19 protein-coding genes and 1 pseudogene are annotated in these 22,245 nt (G+C 51.9%); 12 read left to right on the top strand and 8 right to left on the bottom strand.

Features of this window, described 5'->3' with window-relative positions:
• Positions 1 to 154: 154 nt before the first annotated feature.
• Positions 155 to 2,662 carry a copper-exporting P-type ATPase CopA gene (gene copA / locus WBL83_RS17615; protein WP_424590433.1) on the bottom strand — a complete coding sequence of 836 codons (2,508 nt, stop codon included), beginning with the start codon at positions 2,660 to 2,662 and terminating at the stop codon, positions 155 to 157.
• 108 nt (positions 2,663 to 2,770) lie between these two features.
• On the opposite strand from copA, the gene cueR reads away from it, so the two are divergent.
• Complete coding sequence (cueR, locus tag WBL83_RS17610) at positions 2,771 to 3,172, top strand: Cu(I)-responsive transcriptional regulator (protein ID WP_424590353.1); 402 nt, start codon at positions 2,771 to 2,773, stop codon at positions 3,170 to 3,172.
• A 52-nt stretch (positions 3,173 to 3,224) separates the two neighbouring features.
• Here cueR and WBL83_RS17605 read toward each other — a convergent pair whose 3' ends face one another.
• The 5 genes from WBL83_RS17605 to tesA all read right to left on the bottom strand — a co-directional run bounded on the left by WBL83_RS17605 (position 3,225) and on the right by tesA (position 7,068).
• Positions 3,225 to 3,671, bottom strand: coding sequence for an NfeD family protein (locus WBL83_RS17605; protein ID WP_424590352.1), 447 nt, complete (start codon positions 3,669 to 3,671; stop codon positions 3,225 to 3,227).
• Positions 3,668 to 4,582, bottom strand: a complete 915-nt coding sequence (locus WBL83_RS17600) for an SPFH domain-containing protein (protein WP_424590351.1) — start codon at positions 4,580 to 4,582, stop codon at positions 3,668 to 3,670. Before WBL83_RS17600 ends, WBL83_RS17605 begins: the two co-directional genes overlap by 4 nt.
• Before the next feature lie 144 nt (positions 4,583 to 4,726).
• Positions 4,727 to 5,581 (bottom strand): co-chaperone YbbN, encoded by an 855-nt coding sequence (locus WBL83_RS17595; protein WP_424590350.1) that lies wholly within the window; start codon positions 5,579 to 5,581, stop codon positions 4,727 to 4,729.
• Positions 5,582 to 5,639: 58 nt separating this feature from the next.
• Positions 5,640 to 6,410: an SDR family oxidoreductase gene (locus WBL83_RS17590; protein WP_424590349.1), complete on the bottom strand. Its 771-nt coding sequence runs from the start codon at positions 6,408 to 6,410 to the stop codon at positions 5,640 to 5,642.
• A 28-nt stretch (positions 6,411 to 6,438) separates the two neighbouring features.
• Positions 6,439 to 7,068 carry a multifunctional acyl-CoA thioesterase I/protease I/lysophospholipase L1 gene (gene tesA / locus WBL83_RS17585; protein ID WP_424590348.1) on the bottom strand — a complete coding sequence of 210 codons (630 nt, stop codon included), beginning with the start codon at positions 7,066 to 7,068 and terminating at the stop codon, positions 6,439 to 6,441.
• On the opposite strand from tesA, the gene ybbA reads away from it, so the two are divergent.
• Both ybbA and ybbP read left to right on the top strand, forming a co-directional pair.
• Entirely contained in the window at positions 7,036 to 7,722 is a 687-nt protein-coding gene (gene ybbA / locus WBL83_RS17580) for a putative ABC transporter ATP-binding protein YbbA (RefSeq protein WP_424590347.1), read from the top strand. The genes tesA and ybbA overlap by 33 nt on opposite strands.
• Positions 7,719 to 10,133: a putative ABC transporter permease subunit YbbP gene (ybbP, locus tag WBL83_RS17575; protein WP_424590346.1), complete on the top strand. Its 2,415-nt coding sequence runs from the start codon at positions 7,719 to 7,721 to the stop codon at positions 10,131 to 10,133. The genes ybbA and ybbP overlap by 4 nt, the downstream gene beginning before the upstream one ends.
• On the opposite strand, the gene allS is transcribed toward ybbP, so the two are convergent.
• Positions 10,110 to 11,045, bottom strand: a complete 936-nt coding sequence (gene allS / locus WBL83_RS17570; RefSeq protein ID WP_310607922.1) for an HTH-type transcriptional activator AllS — start codon at positions 11,043 to 11,045, stop codon at positions 10,110 to 10,112. The two genes, ybbP and allS, sit on opposite strands and share 24 nt — an antisense overlap.
• Before the next feature lie 207 nt (positions 11,046 to 11,252).
• On the opposite strand from allS, the gene allA reads away from it, so the two are divergent.
• The 9 genes from allA to glxK all read left to right on the top strand — a co-directional run bounded on the left by allA (position 11,253) and on the right by glxK (position 21,996).
• A complete protein-coding gene (allA, locus tag WBL83_RS17565; RefSeq protein WP_310607921.1) occupies positions 11,253 to 11,735 on the top strand; it encodes an ureidoglycolate lyase in 483 nt (160 codons plus the stop codon).
• Positions 11,736 to 11,859: 124 nt separating this feature from the next.
• Positions 11,860 to 12,678, top strand: coding sequence for an HTH-type transcriptional repressor AllR (gene allR, locus WBL83_RS17560; RefSeq protein ID WP_424590345.1), 819 nt, complete (start codon positions 11,860 to 11,862; stop codon positions 12,676 to 12,678).
• Between the two features lie 94 nt (positions 12,679 to 12,772).
• Positions 12,773 to 14,554 (top strand): glyoxylate carboligase, encoded by a 1,782-nt coding sequence (gcl, locus tag WBL83_RS17555; RefSeq protein ID WP_424590344.1) that lies wholly within the window; start codon positions 12,773 to 12,775, stop codon positions 14,552 to 14,554.
• An 11-nt stretch (positions 14,555 to 14,565) separates the two neighbouring features.
• Entirely contained in the window at positions 14,566 to 15,342 is a 777-nt protein-coding gene (gene hyi / locus WBL83_RS17550) for a hydroxypyruvate isomerase (RefSeq protein WP_424590343.1), read from the top strand.
• Between the two features lie 180 nt (positions 15,343 to 15,522).
• A complete protein-coding gene (glxR, locus tag WBL83_RS17545; RefSeq protein WP_424590432.1) occupies positions 15,523 to 16,434 on the top strand; it encodes a 2-hydroxy-3-oxopropionate reductase in 912 nt (303 codons plus the stop codon).
• 134 nt (positions 16,435 to 16,568) lie between these two features.
• Positions 16,569 to 18,032: an allantoin transporter gene (locus WBL83_RS17540; protein WP_424590342.1), complete on the top strand. Its 1,464-nt coding sequence runs from the start codon at positions 16,569 to 16,571 to the stop codon at positions 18,030 to 18,032.
• Between the two features lie 62 nt (positions 18,033 to 18,094).
• The gene (gene allB / locus WBL83_RS17535; RefSeq protein ID WP_424590341.1) at positions 18,095 to 19,456 is read left to right on the top strand and encodes an allantoinase AllB; all 1,362 of its coding nucleotides are present in this window, start codon (positions 18,095 to 18,097) and stop codon (positions 19,454 to 19,456) included.
• 66 nt (positions 19,457 to 19,522) lie between these two features.
• Entirely contained in the window at positions 19,523 to 20,824 is a 1,302-nt protein-coding gene (locus tag WBL83_RS17530; RefSeq protein ID WP_424590340.1) for a uracil/xanthine transporter, read from the top strand.
• Between the two features lie 26 nt (positions 20,825 to 20,850).
• Complete coding sequence (glxK, locus tag WBL83_RS17525; RefSeq protein WP_424590339.1) at positions 20,851 to 21,996, top strand: glycerate 3-kinase; 1,146 nt, start codon at positions 20,851 to 20,853, stop codon at positions 21,994 to 21,996.
• A 54-nt stretch (positions 21,997 to 22,050) separates the two neighbouring features.
• On the opposite strand, the pseudogene WBL83_RS17520 reads toward glxK, so the two are convergent.
• Positions 22,051 to 22,245, bottom strand: a pseudogene (locus WBL83_RS17520) (T6SS immunity protein Tli3 family protein); the annotation flags it as partial.

Below are 22,245 nucleotides of genomic sequence, written 5' to 3'. Positions count from 1 at the left end.
TCATGCTACCGCTGCGAGTCATCCGGTGCAAATTTCACAACGGTAAACACTCGAACCGATGTCACTGGTAGATGTCGCTATCGCTAATCCCCCCAACAAAACCCACAAAATTGTCTGAAACGGGTAGGTCGGATAAGCGTTGCGTCATCCGACACTAGTCCTTCGGCTTAAAGCGCAACAAACGGTTGGCGTTGCTGACCACGGTAATGGATGACAGCGCCATGGCGGCTCCGGCCACCACCGGGTTAAGCAAGGTTCCGGTCAACGGGTATAAAATCCCTGCCGCAATCGGGATCCCCAGCGCGTTGTAAATAAACGCCCCCACCAGGTTCTGCTTCATATTGCTGAGTGTGGCTTTGGATATCGCCAGCGCATCCGCCACGCCCACTAAACTGTGGCGCATCAGCGTGATGGCGGCGGTTTCGATGGCGACGTCACTCCCGCCACCCATCGCAATCCCGACTTCAGCCTGCGCTAAGGCTGGCGCATCGTTGATACCATCGCCCACCATTGCAACCTGGCGGCCCTGTTGTTGCAGTTTTTTAATCGCTTCGGCTTTGCCGTCTGGCAACACACCGGCGATCACTTCGTCAATGCCAGCCTCTTTGGCAATGGCGTTGGCGGTCGTTGGGTTATCGCCGGTCAACATCACCAGCCGGTAGCCGTTTCGGTGCAAACGTTGCAGAGCGCTGATACTGTCGGCGCGCAATGGATCGCGGATAGCAAACAATGCGACCAGTTTACCGTTGACAGACAGCAGCACTGGCGTTGCGCCACGGCTGGCCTGTGCTTCAATTTCTGTTGCCATTGGGCCGGTATCAACATTTTGCTCATCCATCAGCGCCTTGTTGCCGAGCAACAACTGACGACCTTCGGTTTCGCCGCTCACTCCTAATCCACGCAAAGTGCGGAAGCCATTAATCTGCGGCAGTTCGGTACCGTCCATTTTGTCGAGAATCGCGCGCGCCAGCGGGTGGCTGGAGCCTTGTTCCAGTGCTGCGGCGAAGCGCAACGCTTCTGCTTCTAAATAATCATTGTAAGTGACGACGGCGACCACCTGCGGTTTACCCTCGGTCAGCGTGCCGGTTTTATCAAACACGATAGTATCGAGCGTACTGGCACGTTGTAGCGCGTCGGCATCACGGACTAAAACACCAAACTCAGCAGCGCGACCGACACCAGAGATAATCGACATCGGCGTTGCCAGGCCCAGCGCACAAGGGCAGGCGATAATCAGCACGGTAGTGGCGATGACTAATGTATAAACGATTTGCGGGGCCGGGCCGAAGAAGTACCAGATGGCGGCGCTAAATAGCGCAATCAGCACTACGACCGGAACAAATACCGCTGAGATTTTATCGGCAAGCTGCCCAATTTCCGGCTTACTGCTTTGTGCCTGGCGCACCATGCGGATAATGCGTGACAAGGTAGTGTGGTTACCGGTTGCTGTTGCGCGGAACAGCACGCTGCCGTCCTGGACGACTGTGCCTGCGTGAATTGGCTCGTCAGTGGATTTTTGTTGTGGAACTGGCTCGCCCGTCAGCATGGCTTCATCAAACCAGGCTTCGCCCTGGGTAATTTCCCCGTCCACCGGAACGCGATCACCGGTGGTTAGACGCAATATCATGCCGGCGGTGACTTCCGCCAGCGGAACACTTTTCTCACCTTCTTCTGTCACAACACGTGCCGTTGGCGGAGTTAAATCCAGCAGACGTTCCAGCGCTTTAGAAGAGCGTTGGCGGGCACGTTGTTCCAGCATATGCCCGAGGTTAATCAGGCCGATAATCATCGCACTGGCTTCGTAATAGAGATGGCGCGCTTCCATTGGGAAGTGCTGCGGCCAGATGTTGACAGTAATCGAGTAAATCCAGGCGGCACCGGTACCGAGTGCAACTAGCGTATCCATGGTGGCGGTTTTGTTGAGCAGGCTGCGCCACGCGCTACGATAGAAATGCCCACCGGCAAACACCATCACGGCAAGCGTGGCGAGACCGATAGCCAGCCACAATGATTGGTTGTCATCGGAGACCATCATGTTGTCGCCGATCATTCCCCACACCATCACGGGAATACCGAGGGCTAGTGCCATAATCGCCTGCCAGCGGAAGCGCTTCACGGCGGAGTTGGCGGTTTCTTGCTGACGTTCACGGCGTTTCGCATCATCTTCGATGGCTTCAGCGCCGTAACCTGCACTTTCTACTGCTTTTATTAAAGATTCGGCGGAGGCAGTGCCCATAATCAGGGCGCTGCGCTCGGCAAGGTTTACCCGTGCCATGCTGACTCCAGGGACGTTTTGCAACGCACTTTGTACCCGGGTCACACAACTGGCGCAGCTCATCCCGCTTAACAACAGCTGTTGGCTATCGTCGTTATCAACGGTGGCTGTCGGAAGCAAGGTGGATGCCGCTGTCAGTGCTTCCGACGGGATTGATGACTCTGCCAGCGGATTAGACTTTGGGTGGCTGGCGATTTCTGCGTCGTATCCCGCTTGTTTTACCGTTTCGATTAACGCATCAGCAGATGCATTGCCTGTTACGCGAGCATGGGTTTGTGTCACTTCTGCCTGTTCAACGTCGCTACGTTGTTCAAGACTTTCTTTCACACGTTTGACGCAATGACCGCAGGTCAGGCCGTCCAGGTTGAGATCGATAATATGAGACATCATAAAATTCCTGTATGATTGTGAGGTTAAAAATTGACCGTCAGACTGACTTCGTTGACTTATGAGTAAGGTTAAACCTTCCATCAAGGGGAAGGTCAAGGAGGAAACGTGAATATCAGTGATGTAGCGAAAAAGACCGGTTTAACCAGTAAAGCGATTCGTTTTTATGAAGAGAAAGGATTGGTCACCGCACCAATTCGTGCTGAAAACGGCTACCGGAGCTACACGCAAAAACATCTCGATGAACTGACGTTATTGCGCCAGGCCCGTCAGGTGGGATTTAACCTGGAAGAGTGTCGTGAACTGGTTAATTTGTTTAACGATCCGGCGCGTCATAGTGCGGATGTAAAAGCGCGTACTTTGCAGAAAGTAGCCGATATCGAAAAGGTGATTTCGGAGCTTCAGGGAATGCGCCAACAGTTGCTGGCGCTGGCAGATTCCTGCCCTGGCGACGACAGCGCGGATTGCCCGATTATTAATAATCTTTCGGGCTGCTGCCACCGCCAGTAATGGTCATCGTTGTTTAGGTCGGATGTGCGTCGCGACATCCGACCTGACAGACTTAAACCGCTTTAACCTTCAACGTAATCCCTTCAACCGCCACCACCACCACTTCGGTGCCTGCAGTTAAATTGCTGTCCGCCATCACCGGCCATGAACTATCTGCAACACGTATATGGCCGCGACCGTTTTCGAGAGTGGTATCCAGACGTAAGCGCCTGCCAATCAGTTGATGACCGCGTTGATTGAGCACTTCGCCCGGCTCTTGCTGCTTACGCGTCGACAGCCAGCGCCACCACAAAAATGCCGCGACCAGCGTGAGAAGGGCAAAACACACGCCTTGCCATTCCCAACCCAGCGGTACCACCCACACCAGCAAACCGGTCAACACTGCAGCAACACCACTCCACAACAGATAACCACTGGCGCCGAGCATTTCAGCGGCCAGCAGCAGGCCGCCCAGCGTCAGCCAGAAGATATGCGCGTGTGCAAACAGCAGGGCTATCATTTTTTACGCTCGTTACCGCTTTGCGCGATAAGTTCGCTGATACCGGCAATCGAACCCATCAGGCTGGTGGCATCCAGCGGCATCAACACCACCTTGCTATTATTGGCAGAACCAATCTGTTGCAGCGCGTCGGTATATTTCTGGGCGACGAAGTAGTTAATCGCCTGAATATCACCAGCAGCAATAGCTTCCGAAACCATTTTGGTCGCCGCTGCCTCTGCTTCTGCACTACGCTCACGGGCTTCGGCCTGTAAGAATGCGGATTGACGTTCACCTTCCGCTTTCAGGATCTTCGACTGTTTATCACCTTCGGCCTTCACGATTTCAGCCTGACGGATCCCTTCAGCTTCCAGAATATAAGCACGTTTGGTTCGTTCGGCTTTCATCTGCGCATTCATCGCGTCAATCAATTCAGCCGGTGGGCGAACATCGCGAATTTCAATACGGGTGATTTTGATGCCCCATGGATTGGTCGCTTCATCCACGATATGCAGTAGACGGGTGTTGATGTTGTCGCGCTGCGAGAGCATTTCGTCCAGTTCCATAGAACCCAGCACGGTACGAATGTTGGTCATGGTGAGGTTCATGATTGCCAGCTCAAGATTGCTGACTTCATACGCTGCACGCGGGGCGTCGACAACCTGAATAAAGCACACCGCGTCGATGGCGACATTGGCGTTATCTTTGGAAATGATTTCCTGGGAAGGGATGTCCAGCACTTGCTCCATCATATTGATTTTGCGGCCAATGCGGTCCATAAACGGCACCACAAGGCTTAAGCCTGGCATCAGGGTTTTGGTGTATCGACCGAAGCGCTCTACTGTCCATTGGTAGCCTTGCGGCACGATTTTTACCCCGGCGCCGACGATTATCAGCGCGACGAGGATCAGTACGGGAATGACGATTAACATCAAATAAACCTCCATTGTTATTTGATGTAAGTCTACCCCTTTACGGGCTTGAATCAGCGATTTTTTTAAGCTTCGATGACGCTGCGCTTATTCACCCTACGTTTCTTTTCGTAGGTCGCAAAAGCGCAGCGTCTTCCAGCATTATTAATACAGCAATGAATAGATCTGGCGACGATACTTCGATGCCAGTGCATCACCTGTCCCCAGCGCCGCCAGGATTTCCATCATCATTTTGCGCACTTGCCCGTCTGCCGCACCGAGATCTTTTTTCAGATGGGTGTACAGCAATTCCAGCGCTTCTTCGTTGCGCCCAACCTGATGCAGTTGCAGCGCCAGCTGGCTGGCTAACAGCGCATTTTGCGGATCTAACTCAACTTGTTGCTGAAGTAACTGGATCTCTGGAGTATCCGCCGCTTGTTTCAGCAAATCAATCTGCGCCACCAGCCCCTGATAACGGCTGTCCTGGTCCTGCAATGGAATGGTTTTCAGCACCGCTTCAGCTTCTTCACTGCGGTTCAGTTCAATCTGAACTTCCGCCAGCATCAGGCCAATTTCGCTGTTCTGGTTGGAGAGTTGCCACGCATCTTTCAGCAACGGCAGCGCTTCAGCGTGTTTGCCTTCTTGCATCAGTAACATCGCTTCTTGCGCTTTCAACTCTTCTTCACGCGGCAGGACTTTTTCCAGTAATGCGCGAATCGCTTCTTCGGGTTGAGGACCCTGGAAACCGTCAACTGGCTGACCATTCTGGAATAAGTAAACGGTCGGAATACTGCGCAAGCCAAACTGCGAGGCGACCATTTGCTCGGCGTCACAGTCTACTTTGGCGAGAAGAAACTGTCCCTGATACTGCGCGGCCAGTTTGTCCAGAATCGGCGTGAGTTGTTCGCAGTGTTGGCTGCGCGCTGACCAGAAGTAAAACAGCACCGGCGTCGTAACGGATTGTTCTAACGTCTGGTGTAGGTTCGCTTCGGTGATATCAATATTGTACTGTGCAGACATGAGTCACTCTCTTTTCAAGATTTGTTTTTTACATGGGGGTTGGCGGCAGGTGCTTCAACTAACCACGTAAAATTTTATCTAACATGCGGCCCGGTAACAGACGACGCAGCCACGTTAAAGCATGGGCAACGAGCGTGACCGGATAGCGTAATTTTGGATTCGGACTCTCAAAAGCATGGCGCACTTTTACCACTACTGCTTCCGGACCCAGCGTAAAGCGTGCGGCAATCCCCGGATTTTCTACCGGATGGTCAGCCTGAGTCTGGTTGACGTTTTGCGTGAACTGCGTGCGGATAGGACCAGGCTCTATCAAACTGACTTTGATCCCGCTGTGGTGCAGCTCCATACGCAACGCATCAGACCAGGCTTCCAGCGCGTATTTACTGGCGGCGTACGCGCCACGCCCTGGTGTCGAAACCAGTCCCATCACTGAGCTGGTCATCACGATTCGCCCTTCGCGGTGCGGCAGCATCGCTGGTAGCAACAGCATCGTCAGTTGGTGGGTGCCAAATAAATTGGTCGAAAACTGCTGCTCAAGCTGTTCGCGTGAAAGCGTTTGTAGCGGCCCATAGACGCCAAATCCACCATTATTAAACAGCCCAAACAGGCGATTACCCGTCAGTGCGATGACTTCAGCTGCCGCGGTTTGCACGCTTTCAGGGGAGTCGAGATCGAGCAGAACTCCGGTGAATCCGGCCTGATTCATGCGTTCGACATCTTCGCTCTTGCGGCAGGCGGCCAGAACGCGATAACCCTGTTGTTTTAAATCTTGTGCGCAGGCAAGACCAATACCGCTGGAACAACCTGTAATTAAAACTGATTTTTGCATAACTTTACCCGCGCGAAGCTCCGATTGTTCATGAGTCGTGTTTTACTAAAGGTGCCAGACGGGAGGACATCCAGTCGGCGATAAACGGTTGGGCATCACTGTTTGGATGTATACCGTCATCCTGCATCCATTGCGGTTTCAAATAGACCTCTTCCATAAAAAATGGCAACAGAGGGATAGAAAACTCTTTGGCAAGTTGCGGATAAATAGCGCTAAACGCCTCATTATAACGACGACCGTAGTTTGCCGGCAGACGTATTTGCATCAGCAATGGTTGTGCCTTTGCCGCTTTCACATCGGTAATTATCTGGCGCAGACTTTTTTCGATGGCTTGTGGCTGAAAACCACGCAGACCATCGTTGCCGCCAAGCTCAATTAATACCCAGCGAGGCTGATGTTGTTTCAGCAGCGCCGGTAACCGTGCCAGCCCTTGTGGCGCGGTGTCGCCACTAATACTGGCGTTCACAACTTTGGTATTTTGCTGATGCCATTTCGCATCCAGCAGCGCAGGCCAGGCCGCGGTTGCAGACATTCTGTATCCGGCACTCAGGCTGTCACCCAAAATCAGCAACGTGTCCGCATGTGCGGCGCGAATGGTTAAAAAAGCCAGAAACAGGAAGGGCAAATGCCAGCGGAAAACATTGTTGAAGTTCATCATCTTAGTAAGTCCGTAGGTCATGGGGAACACCAGCTCTCCATCCTTACTGGAGTTGAGCTGGTTGTCAAACCGGCACAGACCATTGCGTTAATCGGTGAGTCAGGTTCCGGGAAGTCTACACTACTGGCGATCCTCGCAGGGCTTGATGATGGTAGCGACGGGGAAGTTCACCTGTGCGGCCAGCCGTTACACACCATGGATGAAGAAGCGCGAGCGGCACTGCGGGCGAAAAATGTCGGCTTTGTGTTCCAGTCATTCATGCTGGTGCCCACGCTTAACGCGCTGGAAAACGTCGAACTCCCGGCGCTGTTGCGCGGTGAAAACGACGCCTCGAGCCGCGCGCAGGCGAAAGCGTTGCTCGAGCAACTGGGGCTGGGCAAACGTATGGAAAACCTTCCCGCACAGCTTTCTGGCGGCGAACAGCAACGTGTGGCTCTGGCGCGTGCCTTTAATGGGCGTCCGGGAGTGTTATTTGCCGATGAACCTACCGGGAATCTTGACCGCCACACCGGCGACCGCATTGCGGATTTACTCTTCTCTCTGAATCGTGATTTCGCCACCACGCTTATCCTCGTCACCCATGATGAACAACTGGCTGCACGTTGCGACCGCCGTCTGCGTCTGCGTGAAGGTAAATTGTGGGAGGAAGCATGATTGCCCGCTGGTTCTGGCGCGAATGGCGCTCGCCGTCGTTATTGATTGTCTGGCTGGCATTGAGCCTGGCGGTGGCGTGCGTGCTGGCGCTTGGAAATATCAGCGACCGCATGGAACAAGGGCTTAATCAACAAAGTCGTGACTTTATGGCGGGCGATCGTGCGCTGCGAAGTGCACGTGAAGTCCCACAAGAGTGGCTGGATCAGGCAAAAAAAGAGGGGCTGAAAGTCGGCAAACAGCTGGCTTTTGCCACCATGACGTTTGCCGGAGACACGCCACAACTGGCATCGGTCAAGGCGGTAGATGAAGTCTATCCCATGTACGGCCAGCTCGATACCAACCCGCCGGGTCTGAAACCTGAGCCCGGAAGCGTGCTGCTGGCACCGCGCTTAATGGCGCTGCTGGATCTCAAAGTCGGCGATTCGCTTGATGTGGGCGACGCCACGTTGCGCATTGCCGGGGAAGTGGTTCAGGAACCCGATTCCGGTTTTAATCCGTTCCAGATGGCCCCACGTTTAATGATGAACCTCGCGGATGTGGAAAAAACCGGCGCGGTACAACCGGGTAGCCGCATCACCTGGCGCTACAAATTTGGCGGTACTGAGCAACAGCTCGATAAATTTGAAAAATATCTGCTACCGAAACTGAAACCTGAACAGCGCTGGTACGGTATGGAGCAGGATGACGGCGCGCTCGGGAAATCCCTTGAACGCTCGCAACAATTCTTGCTGCTGTCAGCGCTGCTGACGCTGTTACTGGCCGTAGCCGCGGTTGCTGTGGCGATGAACCATTACTGCCGCAGTCGTTACGATCTGGTCGCAATCCTGAAAACCCTTGGGGCAGGGCGGGCGGCACTGCGCAAACTCATTATTGGCCAATGGCTGATGGTGCTGGCACTTGCTGCGATTACTGGTGGTGTCGCAGGCCTGGTGTTTGAGGCGGTATTAATGCGCCTGCTGAAACCTGTTTTGCCAGCGGCACTTCCGCCTGCGAGCCTGTGGCCGTGGGTATGGGCGGTCGGTTCGATGGTGGTGATTTCGCTGTTGGTGGGCCTGCGCCCTTATCGTTTATTGCTGGCCACGCAACCGATCAGAGTGTTACGCCGTGATGCAGTCGCCAATGTCTGGCCGCTGAAAATCTATTTGCCGGTTATCTCCATCGTCGTGGTTGTGCTGTTAGCGTGGCTGATGGGAGGAAGCACGTTACTGTGGGCGGTACTGGCGGGAACGGTCGTGCTGGCGGCGCTGTGTGGGATTGTCGGTTGGGGTGTCTTGCGGTTAATGAAAAAACTGACGCTCAAAAACCTGGCATTGCGCCTCGCTGTGAACCGCTTATTACGCCAGCCATGGGCCACGTTAAGCCAGCTCGCCGCGTTCTCGCTGTCATTTATGTTACTGGCATTATTGCTGGTGCTGCGCGGCGATTTGCTCGACCGCTGGCAGCAACAATTACCTCCAGAAAGCCCTAACTATTTCCTGCTCAACATTGCCACTGAGCAAGTTCAGCCGGTGAAAGAGTTTTTGGCTGAGCACCAGATTATCCCGGAATCGTTCTACCCGATTGTGCGGGCGCGCATGACGGCAATAAACGGAAAATCGACCGAAGGCAATCCGGATGAGGCACTCAATCGTGAACTGAATCTGACATGGCAGAGCCAGAAACCGGCGCATAACCCCATACTTGCGGGATCCTGGCCACCAAAAGCGGGTGAAGTATCGATGGACGAAGGTGTGGCGAAACGGCTGGACATCGGGCTTGGCGATACCGTCACGTTTATGGGCGATACCCAGGATTTCTCCGCCAAAGTCACCAGCCTGCGCAAAGTCGACTGGGAGAGCCTGCGCCCTAACTTCTACTTTATTTTCCCGCCGGGTGCAGTTGATAACCAACCACAAAGTTGGTTAACCAGTTTCCGCTGGGAAGGGAAGAACGGCATGTTGACGCAGCTTAACCGTGAGTTCCCAACAGTCAGCTTGTTGGATATTGGTGCGATATTGCGCCAGGTCGGGCAGGTACTGGAGCAGGTCAGCCGGGCGCTGGAAGTGATGGTGGTGCTGGTAACCGCGTGTGGCGTACTGCTGCTTTTAGCTCAGGTTCAGGTCGGGATGCGCCAGCGCCATCAGGAGTTGGTGGTGTATCGCACGTTGGGGGCCGGTAAGCGCTTACTGCGCACGACGCTGTGGTGTGAGTTCGCGGTGCTCGGGTTTGTCTCCGGACTGGTTGCGGCCATCGGGGCTGAAACGGCGCTGGGGCTGCTGCAAACACGGGTGTTTGACTTCCCGTGGGAGCCTGACTGGCGGCTGTGGGTTACCCTGCCAGTGAGTGGTGCGGTACTGCTTTCGCTGTGTGGCGGTTGGTTAGGTGTGCGCTTACTGAAAGGCAAAGCGCTATTCCGCCAGTTTGTTGGGTAAATTTAAAGGCGTTAAGAAGCCCTGAATGGTGCTGGTGTTGTCCTGAAACAGACGGACAATTTCCAGCGCCGCTTTCCCCGCCTGAGCATGGTGCCAGGCGAGACTCAGTGGGGAAGAGGGACGCATAGCCGGAATGGTGCGCGTCACCAGTTCACCCCGGTCAAGATAACGCTGGCACAGTTTTCGGGGTAAAAAGCCAATCCCCACCCCCGCAACATGTGCGGCAATCTTGGTACTCAAATCTGACACCTGAATCTCTTTTTGCCCCGTCAGACGCCAGGCAACACGCTTGGTGATATGACGGGCGCTATCTTCAATATTTATCGCCGGATACTGGCGTAACTTCGCTTCACTTAACGCGCCTTCTTCCTGGGCTAACGGGTGGCTTGCCGCCAGCACAAATACCCAGTCGATCTCCCCAAGCGGTAACAGGCTGATGGTTTCGGATAAGGTTTCCGTACCTGTAACACCAATCGCCAGCGAAAAATCCTCATGCAGTAAGGCATCCCACACGCCCATGTAGATCTGACGAGACAAGGTGAATTGTGTCAGGGGGAAACGTGCCACGAGGTGAGCCAGCAGTGCGGCAATCGCTTCAGGTTCATAAAGCAAGTTGTTGATAACAATATTTACCTGCCGCTCTACACCATCGTTGATCTGCTTAAGCTCTCCCGGCATCGCATCCAGCCATGCCAGCCACTCTTTTGATCGTTCCAGCAGATGGATACCTGCTGGGGTCAGCAACACGCTACGGGTGGTGCGCTGAAACAAGGGCACGCCCGTGCTTTCTTCCAAAAGTTTGATGCGATAACTGATCGTTGCGGTGGTTTTGTGCAATCGTTTAGCGGCGTTAGAAAAGCTGGCGGTTTCGGCGACGGTCAGAAAGGTGCGAATGGTTTCCTGGTCAAGCATGGCATCACCTGCAATGAGTAATTTTCATCTTTATGATTTTTAATGATATTTACACATTACCCTTAAAAATGATGTGGTGTAAATCTCATTGTTGGAAAAATATTCCAATTTAAGATTGCATCAATGTGGCATTAGGTTTTAGATTGCTCTCAGCGGAGCCACTGTTTTAAAAAGTGGCTAAAGGATCAACAGGAGCAGGAACACGGAATGAAACTCAAGTTGTTACCTCTTACTCAAGAGGCTTTTTCGCCTTATGGCGACGTTATCGAAACTCAGGGAAAGGACTTTTTCCACATCAATAACGGGCAAACCGAACGCTATCATGACCTGGCGTTTGTCGAGATCCTCGAGCAGGATCGCGCATTAGTCAGTATTAACCGCGCACAACCGCTGGCTATGCCGATAACCATTACCCAGCTGGAACGCCATCCTTTGGGGACGCAGGCCTTTATTCCTCTTAACGGTGAGCGCTTTATCGTGGTGGTGGCGTTAGGTGATGAACAACCTGATAGCGATACGTTGCTGGGCTTTATCACCGATGGCAGCCAGGGTGTGAATTACCATCGCAACGTCTGGCACCACCCGCTTTTCGCATGGCAAAAAGTGACAGATTTTTTAACCGTTGATCGTGGCGGTAGCGATAATTGCGATCTGGTAAATATCACGCCAAAAGAGTTAGTGCTGAGCTGATTGCAAAAAGTTTGGTTTAGGATAAATCCCGTGACGCTTCAAGGTATCTTTCATAAGATGGCGCGTTTAATTCATTGACGTAGCACGCTTCCCGTAGATTCCTGGGTAGGGAGATAATTGAAGAATGACTGAATTAAGACGTCGCGGGCGACCAAGCCAGCCGGAATCCGGCACGCAGAAAGGAGCGCAGGCACTGGAAAGAGGCATCGCCATTTTGCAGTACCTGGCACAGGCAGGTGGAAGTTCTTCGGTCACTGATATTGCCGAAACCCTCGAACTCCCACTCTCGACCACTTTCAGATTGCTGAAAGTTCTCGAAAATGCCGATTTTATCTATCAGGACAGCCAGTTAGGCTGGTGGCATATTGGTTTGGGCGTGTTTAACGTCGGTGCAGCTTATATCCATAACAGGGATGTATTATCGGTTGCCGCACCCTTTATGCGCCGTCTGATGATGCACTCCGGTGAAACGGTTAATGTTGCGATTCGTAACGGTGGCGAAGCGGTGCTGATTGGTCAGCTTGAATGCCAGTCGATGGTGAGGATGTGCGCTCCATTGGGTAGCCGTTTACCACTTCATGCCTCGGGTGCCGGAAAAGCATTGCTGTATCCGCTGGTAGAAGAAGAGTTGCTGGATTTGATAGTGAAAACCGGGCTCAAGAGCTTTACGCCAGGAACGCTAGCCGATCTTAATCAGTTAAAAAAAGATTTACAGCTATCTCGTGAACGTTGTTATGTCATTGATAGTGAAGAGCATGTTGTGGGGCTGAATTGTATCGCCTCGCCGATTTATGACAGCACTGAAAACGTCGTGGCAGCCATTTCAATCTCGGGCCCAGCTTCACGGCTAACGCCGGAAAGATTTACCAGTCTGGGCGAATTGGTTCGTGACACGGCAATTGATATCAGTGCAGCACTGGGTCTGAACACGCCAGTACGCTAAAAACGAAATTCCCGTCATTCATGTGCGGGATTTTTTTGAATCAACTTCAAGTTGGAAAAAGTTTCCAACTATAAATTTGAAAAGGAAAAGTACCATGGCTCGAATGAAAGCCGTTGATGCGGCAATGTATGTACTGGCAAAAGAGGGTGTGAATACCGCGTTTGGTGTACCGGGTGCGGCGATAAATCCTTTCTATTCAGCAATGCGTCAGCATGGCGGCATCCGTCACGTACTGGCTCGTCATGTAGAAGGTGCATCCCATATGGCGGAAGGCTTTACGCGTGCTAAAGCCGGGAATATCGGTGTGTGTCTGGGGACTTCAGGCCCTGCGGGTACCGACATGATTACTGCGCTCTATTCCGCATCAGCGGACTCTATTCCTATTCTTTGCATCACCGGCCAGGCACCACGGGCACGTTTGCATAAAGAAGATTTCCAGGCAGTGGATATTGAGTCTATCGCTAAGCCAGTATGCAAAATGGCGGTTACGGTTCGTGAACCGGCACTGGTGCCGCGCGTGCTGCAACAGGCATTCCACTTAATGCGTTCAGGTCGCCCGGGCCCAGTTCTGGTTGATTTACCGTTTGATGTCCAGGTTGCGGAAATCGAATTTGATCCGGATATGTACGAGCCTTTGCCGGTTTACAAACCTGCGGCTTCTCGCAATCAAATTGTGAAAGCGCTCGAGATGTTGATGCAGGCTGAGCGTCCGGTCATCGTCTCCGGTGGCGGTGTTATCAATGCGGATGCGGCGGCATTGCTGCAACGTTTTGCTGAAATCACTCAGGTTCCTGTCATTCCAACCTTGATGGGCTGGGGTACGATTCCGGACGATCATGAACTGATGGCGGGGATGGTCGGGCTGCAAACCGCGCACCGCTATGGTAACGCGACACTGCTGGCTTCCGACATGGTGTTTGGTATCGGCAACCGCTTTGCTAACCGCCACACCGGTTCGGTAGAGAAGTACACAGCAGGGCGCAAAATCGTGCATATCGATATTGAGCCTACGCAGATTGGCCGCGTGTTATGCCCGGATCTCGGCATTGTTTCTGATGCAAAAGCGGCACTGACGCTGTTAGTAGAAGTGGCAGAAGAGCTGAGAAAAGCAGGGCGTTTGCCGGATCGCAAAGCGTGGATTGCCGACTGTCAGCAGCGCAAACGCACTCTGCTACGCAAAACTCACTTCGACAATGTGCCGGTGAAACCGCAACGCGTTTACGAAGAGATGAACAAAGCCTTTGGCCGCGACGCTTGCTACGTGACCACCATTGGCCTGTCACAAATTGCCGCTGCACAAATGCTGCATGTCTTCAAAGATCGTCACTGGATTAACTGTGGGCAAGCTGGACCATTAGGCTGGACAATTCCAGCGGCACTCGGCGTTTGCGTCGCAGCACCAGAACGTAAAGTGGTCGCAATTTCTGGCGATTACGACTTCCAGTTTATGATTGAAGAGTTAGCCGTCGGCGCACAATTCAAGATCCCATATATTCATGTGCTGGTGAATAACGCCTACTTAGGATTGATCCGCCAGTCGCAGCGTGCCTTTGATATGGATTATTGCGTCCAGTTAGCTTTCGACAATATTAACTCCGAAGAAGTGAATGGTTACGGTGTTGACCACGTCAAAGTAGCTGAAGGTTTAGGTTGCAAAGCAATTCGTGTCTTTAAACCTGAAGATATTGCGCCAGCATTAGAACAGGCCAAAGAGCTGATGGCGAAATACAGCGTGCCAATCGTTGTGGAAATTATTCTTGAGCGTGTCACGAATATTTCCATGGGTTCAGAGATTGATAACGTAAATGAATTTGAAGCCACAACAGAAAGTGCAGAAGATGCGCCAACTGAAACCTGCTTCATGAAATATGAATAACGGAGGATCCCATGCTACGTTTTTCGGCTAATTTATCGATGCTGTTTCTGGAATATGATTTCCTCGAGCGTTTTGACCGCGCTGCTGCCGCGGGATTCAAAGCGGTAGAATTTATGTTCCCGTATGGTTACAGCGTTGCGGTATTGCAGGACAAACTAAAATCTAACGGGCTTGAACATACTTTGCATAACTTACCGGCTGGCGACTGGGAAAAAGGCGAACGCGGTATCGCCTGTATTCCGGGGCGTGAAGAGGAGTTTCGCAGCGGCGTACAGGCTGCAATCCTGTATGCCAAAGCGCTGGGCAATAGCAAAATCAACTGCCTGGTCGGGAAAACGCCAGCAGGGGTGAACGCTGAAACAGTCCGTCAGACTTTGGTTGAAAACCTCCGTTATGCCGGAAGCGAACTGGCAAAAGAAGGCATTCTGTTAGTGATTGAACCTCTCAATCATTTCGATATGCCAGGTTTTTATCTCACTGGCACCCAGCAGGCTATCGACTTAATTGATGAAATTGGCTGCGATAACATACGCGTGCAATATGACATTTATCATATGCAACGTATGGAAGGGGAATTAACGAATACGTTAACGGGGAAATTGGCAAGAATTGGTCATATCCAGTTAGCGGATAACCCAGGGCGTGGCGAACCGGGAACCGGAGAAATAAATTATGATTATTTATTCTCGGTCATAAATCAATCTGATTATGACGGTTGGGTTGGTTGTGAATATAAACCGAAAACCACGACCGAAGAAGGGATGTCCTGGATTAACCAGTACCACTAATCCTAATTAAATAAACAGGCAATAAAAATATGTCCACTTATGTGACAGGGACTCTTATTGCCTCAAATAACCTCTACCCAGGCAACTTCAAGATGCAGGTAGGCGGCAATCGAATGAATCCCGATGAGCTTACTCAAGTAAGTGATTCGGGTGAATGAGAGCAGCCAACAACCCTGCAGCTTGAAGGGCGAAGGGTATACAAGGAATAAAAAAATGAATCTTGGTTTTATTGGTCTGGGTATTATGGGCACGCCAATGGCGCAACGTCTGGCACAAGTTGGGCATAAACTCCGCGTCTGCACTATCGGTCCGGTTTCAGACAAACTCTATTCATTAGGGGCTGAAAACTGCGAAACGGCGCGTCAGGTAACAGAAAATTCAGACATTATATTTATTATGGTGCCGGATACGCCGCAGGTGGAAGAAGTGCTGTTTGGGCCTGAAGGATGCGCCCAGGCTCCTCTGAAAGGTAAAACGATTGTCGATATGAGTTCGATTTCGCCTATCGAAACCAAACGCTTTGCTCAGAAAGTGATTGAGCGCGGCGGCAATTACCTCGATGCCCCGGTTTCCGGCGGCGAAGTGGGTGCCAAAGAAGGTACGCTTTCCATCATGGTTGGCGGTGATCCTGAAGTCTTCGAGCGCGTAAAACCCCTGTTTGAAGTGATGGGCAAAAACATCACCCTGGTGGGCGGCAATGGCGATGGTCAAACATGTAAAGTAGCCAACCAGATTATCGTTGCCCTGAACATTGAAGCGGTATCAGAAGCGTTGCTGTTTGCCTCCAAAGCCGGTGCCGATCCTGCTCGAGTGCGCCAGGCCTTAATGGGCGGTTTTGCTTCCTCACGTATTCTGGAAGTCCACGGTGAACGCATGATCAAACGTACTTTTGCCCCTGGTTTTAAAATTGCGCTGCACCAGAAGGATTTAAATCTGGCGTTACAAAGTGCTAAAGCGCTGGCGATTACTTTACCTAACACCGCGACCTGTCAGGAATTATTTAATACCTGTGCCGCAAATGGTGGCAGCCAGCTTGATCATTCGGCACTTATTCAGTCTTTAGAATTAATGGCTAATCATAAAATAGCTTAAGTAGCGACTTATATGCACTGTGCACAAAGAGGCACAGTGCAAAACAATAATAATATTTTTGCTTTATTTGTTTTATTTCTATTTCCGAAAAGCTAAGCCCATAGCGTTGTTATTACGTGAAATAAGAGGGACATATGGAAAGACAGGAACAGCAACAGAGAGAGCTTTATCGGGCCAGGGGATACAGTGAGGATCTTCTTCCAAAGGAAAAAGAGAAACAAACCTGGAAAGCCTTTAACTATTTTACTTTATGGATGGGATCGGTTCATAACGTACCAAACTATGTCATGGTCGGCGGCTTCTTTATATTAGGCCTGTCAACATTAAGCATAATGCTGGCGATTATTCTGAGTGCCTTCTTTATTGCATTTGTGATGGTCATGAATGGTGCCGCAGGAACCAAATACGGCGTGCCGTTTGCCATGATCTTACGTGCATCCTACGGGGTACGTGGTTCATTATTCCCGGGCATTTTACGTGGTGGTATTGCTGCGATTATGTGGTTCGGTTTGCAATGTTACGCAGGTTCGCTCGCCTTTTTAATTCTGATTGGCAAAATTTGGCCAGGGTTCCTCACCCTCGGCGGCGATTTCAATATTGTCGGCCTTAATTTGCCTGGCTTGATTGCATTCTTGTTCTTCTGGGCAATCAACGTTGCTATCGGTTTTGGCGGCGGCGGGGTACTCAATAAATTCACTGCAGTGCTCAACCCTTGCATTTATATCGTATTTGGCGGCATGGCTATCTGGGCTATCTCGCTGGTAGGTATCCAGCCGATTCTGGAGTATGTCCCGGCAGGCGTGCAGAAAGCGGAAAATAGTGGCTTCCTGTTCCTGGTGGTGATTAACGCAGTGGTCGCCGTTTGGGCGGCGCCGGCGGTGAGTGCCTCAGACTTTACTCAGAACGCAAAAAGTTTCCGTCAGCAGGCGCTCGGGCAGACGTTAGGTTTGCTGGTGGCTTATATTCTGTTTGCGGTTGCCGGTGTGTGTATTATTGCCGGTGCGAGTATTCACTACGGCGTTGATACCTGGAACGTGCTGGATATTGTACAGAAATGGGACAGCCTGTTTGCCTCATTCTTTGCGGTGCTGGTTATTCTGATGACCACCATTTCAACTAATGCCACCGGTAATATTATTCCGGCAGGTTATCAGATCGCTGCTATTGCACCGACCAAACTGACCTATAAAAATGGTGTATTAATTGCCAGTATAATCAGTCTTCTGATTTGTCCATGGAAATTAATGGAAAACCAAAACAGCATCTATTTATTCCTCGATATCATCGGCGGCATGTTAGGGCCGGTAATCGGTGTGATGATGGCGCACTACTTTGTTGTCATGCGTTCGCAGATTGACCTCGATACTTTATATACCAAGGCAGGTGATTATAAGTTTTATGATAATGGTTTTAACGTTACGGCATTCTCTGTGACATTAATTGCGGTTGTCCTTTCACTGGGTGGTAAGTTCATTCCAGTATTAGAACCACTCTCACGTGTGTCATGGTTCGTTGGCGTTATCACTGCATTCGTTTTATATGTCCTGCTTAAAAAACGGAATGCATCAGCTATTTCTACTGAGCATAAAACAGCGTGATTTAAAAATAACAACTTACCCCTGTACTCAATAACTATTTGTACCCTTACAAGGAGATGTGTATGTCTTACGATCTTATTATTAAAAACGGTACTGTGATTTTAGATAATGAAGCACTGGTTACCGATATCGCAGTGAAAGACGGCAAAATAGCCGCCATTGGTGATGGTCTGAATGGTGCAAAAGAAGTGATGGACGCAACCGGTCTGGTCGTTGCACCAGGCATGGTCGATGCTCACACCCATATTTCTGAACCGGGCCGTAGCCATTGGGAAGGTTATGCTACCGGTACGCGTGCTGCAGCTAAAGGCGGCATCACAACGATGATTGAAATGCCACTCAACCAACTGCCAGCCACGGTTGACCGCGCCAGTATTGAAATGAAATTCGATGCTGCCGCTGGCAAATTGACAATCGATGCGGCACAGCTCGGTGGCCTGGTGTCCTACAACCTCGACCGCCTGCACGAGCTGGATGAAGTCGGTGTAGTGGGCTTCAAATGCTTCGTGGCAACCTGTGGCGATCGCGGTATCGACAACGACTTCCGTGACGTGAACGACTTCCAGTTCTTCAAAGGCGCGCAGAAGCTTGGAGAGTTGGGCCAGCCGGTTCTGGTTCACTGCGAAAACGCATTAATTTGTGATGAACTGGGTGATGAAGCCAAACGCGAAGGCCGTGTGACGGCACACGACTATGTGGCATCACGCCCGGTATTCACCGAAGTTGAAGCCATTCGCCGCATTCTTTATCTGGCAAAAGTGGCGGGTTGCCGCCTGCACGTTTGCCACGTCAGCAGCCCGGAAGGCGTTGCCGAAGTGACACGCGCTCGTCAGGAAGGCCAGGATGTAACTTGCGAATCCTGCCCACACTACTTTGTGCTGGATACTGACCAGTTCGAAGAAATCGGCACCCTGGCAAAATGCTCGCCACCAATCCGCGATGCTGAAAACCAGAAAGGTTTGTGGGAAAAACTGTTCAACGGTGAAATCGACTGCCTGGTTTCCGACCACTCTCCATGCCCTCCAGATATGAAAGCGGGCAACATCATGCAGGCGTGGGGCGGTATTGCTGGCCTGCAAAGCTGTATGGATGTGATGTTTGATGAAGCGGTACAAAAACGCGGCATGTCCTTGCCAATGTTCAGCAAGCTGATGTCTGGCAACGCGGCAGATATCTTCGGGCTGAAACATAAAGGCCATATCGCGCCGGGTAAAGATGCTGACCTGGTCTTCATCCAGCCGAACTCCTCTTATGTGCTGAAAAGCGAAGATCTGGAATATCGCCATAAAGTCAGCCCGTATGTGGGCCGTACCGTTGGCGCTCGCATCCTGAAAACCATTCTGCGTGGCGAGGTGATTTACGATATCGAAAGCGGCTTTGGTGCTAAACCAATCGGCCAGTTCATTCTGAAACACCAGCAGTAATTTTTATCCTGCGGCTGCGCTCGTGAATACGGGTGCAGCCTATTTTCCGTTTTGTAGGGTGAGATTATGAGTGCTGTACGTCTTAGCCGGGACACCTGGCTGTCTGGTTTTCAATGGTTTTTTTTTATCTTCTGCAATACGGTGGTGATCCCGCCGACGCTGCAATCCGCGTTTCATCTTAGCCACGCCACCACATTTGTGCTCACGCAATATTCATTTCTGACCACCGCCGTGGCTTGCCTGTTACAGGCATTTTTGGGGCATCGGCGAGCATTGATGGAAGGGCCGGGTGGCCTGTGGTGGGGGACGATTTTAACCCTCACGCTTGCAGAATCGGCACAGGGAACCTCGCTTGCCTCGATTGGCGGCAGCCTCGCGTTGGGTATTGCGCTGGCGGGCGTTCTGACGATGGTGATTGGTTTTAGCGGGCTGGGACCGTGGCTTGCCAGGTTGTTTCGCCCGGCGGTGATGATTGTATTTATGTTTTTACTCGGCGCGCAGCTCACCACCATCTTTTTTAAAGGCATGCTTGGGTTGCCGTTTGGAGCGGTGAGCGGGCCTGTTGAGCTTAACGGCGCTGCATTCTCACTGGCCGTTGCGGTGGTCATTTTTATCGTCGCGTTCATCGTTATTCTTCCCCAACGGATTGGGAAGTTTGCCGTTTTGCTCGGCACCATTCTGGGCTGGGGCATTTACGTTTGCTGGTTCGGGAATACTCACGTCAGTACACAAACCCAGAGCTGGCAGTGGTTCCCGCTTGGGCATTCACTGGATATCAAACCCGGCATTGTGATTACCGCTGTGCTGACGGGACTGGTGAATATCTCCAACACTTTTGGCGCGATCCGTGGCAGCGACACTTTTTACGGCAACACTCCAGCCATGCCAGCGCTATACCGCCGCAGTTTTGTGGTTTCCGGCGCAATGACATTAATCGGCGCGCCGCTGGGTGTGATCCCTTTCTCGCCGTTCGTCTCCTCTATTGGCCTGATTACTCAAACCCAGGATGCGACACGCCGCGCATTTGTCGTCGGCAGTCTGCTGTTTTTGTTGATTGGTCTCTTTCCACCGCTGACGCGCTTTTTCTGCGCGATTCCACTCACGATTAGTAGTGCCGTGATGTTGGTGGCTTACCTGCCATTACTGTGGTCGTCGTTGCTGTTTGTGAACCTGACCGCGCTTAACTCGCGCAACATTTATCGCATCGCTATTCCGCTGTTTTGCGGTGTGTTTTTGATGGGCGTGCCGGGCGCTTATTTGCAACAGCTGCCGCTACTGGTTCGCCCGTTACTCAGCAATGGCCTGCTGATGGGCGTACTACTTGCTGTGGCTCTGGAAAACCTCTTCCCCTGGGACCGCGTGAAATAGCGGCCCGCATTGTTAAGGATCAAATGATGAAAATTGTAATTGCACCGGATTCGTTTAAAGAGAGCCTGAGCGCGGAGCGCACTGCGCTGGCGATTAAGAAGGGGTTTGAAGAGATTTTCCCGCAGGCGCAGTATCTCTGCCTGCCGATTGCCGACGGCGGTGAAGGCACGGTAGATGCGATGATCGCCGCAACCCGGGGAAAACGGATAACACTGAATGTCACCGGCCCGATGGGCACACCGGTTGAGGCGTTTTATGGTGTCACGGGTGACGGACGTACTGCGGTAATTGAAATGGCGGCGGCCAGTGGTTTGATGCTGGTGGAACCGGATTTACGAAACCCGCTGTACGCCACCAGTTTTGGCACCGGTGAGTTGATTAAACATGCGCTCGATGCGGGTATCAGGCACATCATTCTCGGCATCGGTGGTAGTGCGACCGTTGATGGCGGCATGGGGATGGCGCAGGCATTGGGTGTGCATTTTTACGACCATCAGGGATATGAGCTACCAGCAGGCGGTGGGGCATTAACATCATTGGCTCGAATAGAAAGGCAGCAACTCGATCCGCGAGTCAAAGAGTGCCACTTTGAAATCGCCTGCGATGTGGATAACCCGCTGACCGGGCCGCGTGGCGCTGCTGCGGTATTCGGCCCACAAAAAGGGGCAACGCCAGAAATGGTAATCCAGTTAGATGAAGGGCTGGCAAAACTGGCTGATATTTTGAAACAGCAAACGGGCCGCGATATTCACTCCATTATTGGCGGTGGTGCAGCGGGTGGCATGGGCGTTGCGGCAGAGATTTTCCTCGGCGGTGAGCTAAAGCCTGGCATTGATATCATTATGAACGCCGTGAATCTTGAGCAAGTACTCGAAGGCGCTGATTTGGTAATAACCGGCGAAGGGCGTATCGACAGCCAGACCGTCGGCGGCAAAGCGCCGATTGGTGTGGCGCGTGTCGCTCAACGTCTCGGCGTACCGGTTATCGGCATGGCCGGTGTGCTCGGAGAAGGTGTTGAAGTGGTGCATCAGCATGGCATCGATGCTGTATTCAGCATTCTCCCACGCCTGGCTCCGCTTGCCACCGTGTTATTGCAGGGGGAAATTAATCTGCAACATTGTGCGCGAAATATCGCTCAGGCGATGAAGTTAGGACAGGCCATTCCGGCGTAAAAAAAGGCCACGGAGCAACCGTGGCTGTTTGCCGTATGTTCAAACAGAAGTAGTTTATTTCCCTGCATCCATATCACAACTCATATGATCCCAGCCCTTATAGTCTTTTACTTCAGGGACCCGATCGGGGAGATCCTGCCATTCACTCCTGAATTGGTTAGTTGACTGTTGAAGTCCTTTTTTAGTCATATATACCATTCCCCAGGCCCAACCGGGCGCACGAGGTTTAAGTATATGAGCGTTGCCGTC

This window comes from Buttiauxella sp., from assembly GCF_049686335.1.
Taxonomy (GTDB): Bacteria; Pseudomonadota; Gammaproteobacteria; order Enterobacterales; family Enterobacteriaceae; genus Buttiauxella.
The sequence above is the reverse complement of the archived record's forward strand: the minus strand, read 5'-3'. Positions and strand labels throughout refer to the sequence as shown.